The organism is Arthrobacter sp. Dra40 (genome assembly GCF_059091905.1).
Genome location: NZ_JBNHHB010000315.1, coordinates 1 through 4672 on the forward strand (window position 1 = coordinate 1; position 4672 = coordinate 4672).

Consider the following 4672-nt stretch of genomic DNA (forward strand, 5'->3'; position numbering starts at 1 on the left):
GATGCCCAGCACGCAGGACGCCTCGCACGGTGCCGGGCACAGCCGGCCGGTGAATTCCGGGAAGTTGTTGGTGGCGTGCAGCCGTTCAATCGCTTCCCGGTCCTTGCCGCTCCAGGTCAGGTCGTTCCATTCTGGGATCAGGTTGCCCAGCGGGCAGCCCTGATGGCAGAACGGGATGCCGCAGTCCATGCAGCGCCCCGCTTGGCTGCGGAGCACGCCCTTCTCCTGCGCTTCATAGACTTCCTTCCAGTCCATGATGCGCACGGGAACCGGTCGGCGCGGCTGGGTCTGGCGTTCACGTACTTTCAGAAATCCGCGTGGGTCAGCCACCGGTTACCTCCAGGATTCGGGTCCAGACGATGTCGCCGTCGGGGTCCAGCCCCTCGGCTTCGGCATTGGCCCGGGCTTGCAGCACCGCCGCGTAGTCGCGCGGCAGCACCTTGGTGATGCGGGTCAGGGTGTCGTCGAGGTCCTGAAGCAGCTGTGCGGCCAGCTCCGAACCTGTCTCCTCGGCATGCTTCTTCAGCAGCGCGGCGATGGTCCCGCAGTCCGCCGCATCGGGCCGCAGCAGCTGCAGTTCGCCGCTGTCCACGCTCTGCGTGTTCAGCCGGGCCAGGTCCAGGTCCAGCACGTAGGCCACGCCACCGGACATGCCGGCGCCGAAGTTGCGGCCTGTCCGGCCCAGCACCAGGGCCAGGCCACCGGTCATGTACTCGCAGCCGTGGTCGCCTATTCCTTCGACGACGGCGGTGGCGCCCGAGTTCCGCACCAGGAACCGCTCGCCGACCTGGCCGCGCAGGAACATTTCCCCGCTGGTGGCGCCGTAGCCGATCACGTTGCCGGCAATGACGTTGCGGTCGGGCGCAAAGGTGCTGGCCCGCTCCGGCCGGACGATGATCCGCCCGCCGGAGAGTCCCTTGCCCACGTAGTCATTGGAATCTCCGAGCAGTCGCAAGGTGATGCCGGCCGGGAGGAAGGCACCCAGCGACTGCCCGGCCTGACCCGTCAGCGTCACATCGATGGTGTCGTCCGCGAGCGTCTGGATGCCGAAGCGCTTGGTCACTTCATGACCGAGCATCGTCCCCACCGACCGGTCCGTGTTGATCACGTCCAGGCTGATCCGCACCGGCTCGCGCTGGTTCAGCGCATCGGCGCTCATGGCGATCAGCTGGTTGTCGAAGTGCTTGTCCAGTTCGTGGTTCTGCGTCGTCATGTTGCGCAGCGGGACGTCCGCGTCCGCACCGTAGCCGCGCAGGATCGGTGCCAGATCGAGGCCCTCGGCCTTCCAATGCTTGACCGCTTCGCGGGTGTCCAGCAGTTCGGCATGGCCAATGGCTTCTTCCAGGCTGCGGAAGCCCAGTTGCGCCAGCAACTCGCGTACTTCCTCGGCGATGAACTCGAAAAAGTTCACCACGAACTCGGGCTTGCCGGTGAAACGCCGCCTCAGTTCCGGGTTCTGCGTGGCGACACCCACCGGACAGGTGTCCAGGTGGCAGACCCGCATCATGATGCAGCCGGAGACCACCAGCGGAGCGGTGGCGAAACCGAACTCCTCGCCGCCCAGCAGCGCAGCGATCATTACGTCGCGGCCCGACTTCAGCTGGCCGTCCACCTGGACCACCACGCGGTCCCGCAGTCCGTTGAGCATCAAGGTCTGCTGGGTCTCGGCCAGCCCCAGCTCCCACGGAGCACCGGCATGTTTGAGCGAGTTCAGCGGACTGGCGCCCGTCCCGCCGTCGTGCCCTGAAACCAGGACGACGTCGGCCTTCGCCTTGGTCACGCCCGCTGCCACCGTGCCGATGCCGACTTCCGATACCAGCTTCACGTGCACGCGCGCCGAGGGATTGGAGCGCTTCAGGTCGTAAATCAGCTGGGCGAGATCCTCGATCGAGTAAATGTCGTGGTGCGGCGGCGGCGAGATCAAGCCCACGCCGGGCGTCGAATGCCGGGTGCGGGCCACCCAGGGGTAGACCTTCTGGCTCATCAGCTGGCCGCCCTCGCCGGGCTTGGCTCCCTGGGCCATCTTGATCTGGATATCCTCGGCGTTGGTCAGGTACAGGCTCGTCACACCGAACCGGCCGGATGCCACTTGCTTGATGGCCGACCGGCGCTCCGGGTCCAGCAGCCGGTCCACGTCTTCGCCGCCCTCGCCGGTGTTCGACTTCGCGCCCAGCCGGTTCATGGCAATGGCCAGCGTTTCGTGCGCCTCCCGGGAGATGGATCCGTAGCTCATTGCCCCGGTAGAGAAGCGCTTGACGATGCTCGAGACCGGTTCAACCTCCTCCAGCGGAACTGCCGGACGCTGGCCGGATGTGAATTTCAGCAGGCCGCGCAGCGTCATCAGGTCCTTGGACTGGTCGTCGACGCCGCGGGTGTAGGCCTTGAACACGTCGTAGCGGCGCTCGCGGGTGGAATGCTGTAGCCGGAACACCGTCTCCGGGTTGAACAGATGCGGGGGTCCTCCGCGGCGCCACTGGTACTCGCCGCCGGTCTCAAGCGCCCGGTGGGGTTCTTCGATTCCGTCGGCCGGGTAAGCCTGGGCATGACGGGCCGCGGCTTCGGCGGCAATGACGTCCAGGCCGACGCCGCCGAGCTGCGACTGGGTCCCGGCAAAGTACTGGTCCACCAGAGATTGGGCCAGTCCAATCGCTTCAAACGTCTGCGCTCCGCAGTAGGAGGCGACGGTGGAGATGCCCATCTTGGACATGATCTTCAGCACGCCCTTGCCCAGGCCCTTGATCAGGTTCTGCACGGCCTGGGCTGCGGTCACGCCTTCGATGTAGCCGTTGCGTACGAGTTCCTCGCAGCTTTCCATCGCCAGGTACGGGTTCACCGCGGACGCGCCATAGCCGATCAGCACCGCGACATGGTGGACTTCACGCACGTCGCCGGCTTCCACCAGCAGCGAGATCTTGGTCCGATTGGCGCTCTTGAGCAGGTGGTGGTGCACAGCGCTGGTCAGCAGCAGCGATGGGATCGGTGCCCACTGGGCATTCGAGTCCCGGTCGGAGAGCACTATGAACTTCACGCCGCGGTTGACGGCGCCGGAGACTTTCTCACAAATCTCCTGCAGCCGGGCAGCCAGCTCGGCAGCGCCGCCGTCGGGCCGGTAGAGGCCCCGCACCTTCAGCGTGAGGCGGTCACCTTCCTCGTCTTCCATGGCGGCAATCTTGGCCAGTTCGTCGTTGTTGACCACCGGGAACTTCAGCGCCACCCGGGTGGTGCGCACTTGCCCGGTCGCCAGCAGGTTCCCGTCGGGTCCGATCGACGTACGCAGCGACGTCACCAGCTCTTCGCGGATGGAATCCAGCGGAGGGTTGGTCACCTGCGCGAAGGATTGCACGAAGTAGTCGAACAGCAGGCGCGGACGCTTGGACAACACGGCGATCGGAGTGTCGGTGCCCATGGCGCCCAGGGGTTCGGCGCCGGTGCGGGCCATGGGGCCCAGCAGGATACGCAGCTCTTCCTGCGTGTAGCCGAAGGTCCGTTGGCGGTGGCTGACCGATGCGGCGGTGTGCACCACGTGCTCGCGCTCCGGCAGGTCTTCCAGTCGGATCATGTTGTCCTTGAGCCATTCGCCCCAAGGGTTGGCCGCCGCGACCTCGGCCTTGATCTCCTGGTCCTCGATCAGCCGGCCGGCTTCGGTGTCCGCCAGGAACATCTTCCCGGGCGAGACACGGCCCTTCTTGACCACCCTGGCCGGATCAATGGTGACGACGCCGACCTCGGAGGCCAGGACCACCATCCCGTCGTCGGTGACCCAGTAACGGGCCGGCCGCAGGCCATTGCGGTCCAAAACCGCGCCAACAAGCTTGCCGTCCGTGAAGGAAACGGCAGCGGGTCCGTCCCAAGGCTCCATCAGCATGGAGTGGTACTGGTAGAAAGCCCGCCGCGCCGGGTCCATCGTGGCGTGGTTCTCCCATGCCTCGGGAATCATCATCATGATCGCGTGCGTGATCGGGCGGCCGGAAAGCATCAGCAACTCCGCGACCTCGTCGAAGGACGCCGAGTCGGAAGCCCCGGGTGTGCAGATCGGGAAGAGCTCTTCCGGGGTATCGCCGAGCAACCGGCTTTTCAGCTGCGATTGGCGGGCCCGCATCCAGTTGCGGTTTCCCTTGACCGTGTTGATCTCGCCGTTGTGCGCGATGGTGCGGAAGGGCTGGGCCAGCGGCCAGGAAGGGAAAGTGTTGGTGGAGAACCGGGAGTGGACTATGCCCAGCTTGGTCTTGAACCGGAGGTCGGACAGGTCCGGGTAGAAGGGTTCCAGCTGGGCAGTGGTCAGCATCCCCTTGTAGACGATCGTCCGGGAGGACAACGACGGGAAGTACACCCCGTACTTGTTTTGCGCGCGTTTGCGCACCCGGAAAGCGCGGGCATCCAGGTCGTTATCGTGCGCACGGTCCGCGTCGAGGGCGAGGAATACCTGGACGAAGTGCGGCATGCAGGACCGGGCCAGGGCCCCGACGAGTTCGGTCACCACCGGTACCTCGCGCCAGCCGAGGATCCTGAGTCCTTCGGAAGCGGCGAGGGATTCCACGCCGTCGCGGGCTCCTGCAGCTTCGGACTCATCGCTGGGCAGGAAGGCGGTCCCGGCGGCGTACTGGCCCGGAGCCGGCAGCTCGAAGCCCACAACGGCCCGGAAGAATTCATCGGGGATCTGGGTGAGCAGCCC

Annotated in this window: 1 protein-coding gene and 1 pseudogene; both read right to left on the bottom strand. The window is 66.0% G+C overall.

Features of this window, described 5'->3' with window-relative positions; genetic code table 11:
* A pseudogene (gltD, locus tag AC5RWT_RS34705) lies at positions 1-330 on the bottom strand (glutamate synthase); the annotation flags it as partial.
* The coding region (gene gltB, locus AC5RWT_RS34710) for a glutamate synthase large subunit (protein WP_494084189.1) at positions 323-4672 on the bottom strand (4350 nt) is incomplete at its 5' end. The gene gltB and the pseudogene gltD, both read right to left, overlap by 8 nt.